This is a genomic window from Mesorhizobium sp. WSM4819, assembly GCF_055811215.1.
This window is the reverse complement of sequence record NZ_JBVVQO010000124.1, coordinates 1-264: the sequence shown is the minus strand read 5'-3', so window position 1 is coordinate 264 and position 264 is coordinate 1. Positions and strand designations below refer to the sequence as shown.

At 60.6% G+C, this 264-nt stretch carries 1 pseudogene; it reads right to left on the bottom strand.

Annotation, left to right across the window (positions count from 1 at the left end):
* Positions 1-264: pseudogene (locus AC0L18_RS32485) on the bottom strand (hypothetical protein); the annotation flags it as partial.

The following is a 264-nucleotide window of genomic DNA, read 5'->3' as shown; positions in this document are numbered from 1 at the left end:
GACGAATGTCGCAGCAAGGCACCCGATCCCCGCGAGAGCAAGGACCCTGAGATCGGCCCAGGCCGCTCTGAGCAAGGCGGCGCCGCAGAAGACGCCGATCACGAAAAAACCGAGCAGAAAGCCGCCGTGCAGATTGGCCCACAACGCCATCAACACTGGAAGCACGAACCATCGCGTTCGTCGCAGGCATTCGCGATAGAAGACGACGCAGAACAACATCGTGCATGTATTCGGCGCGACCGCGAGATACATGTTCGGCGCAAC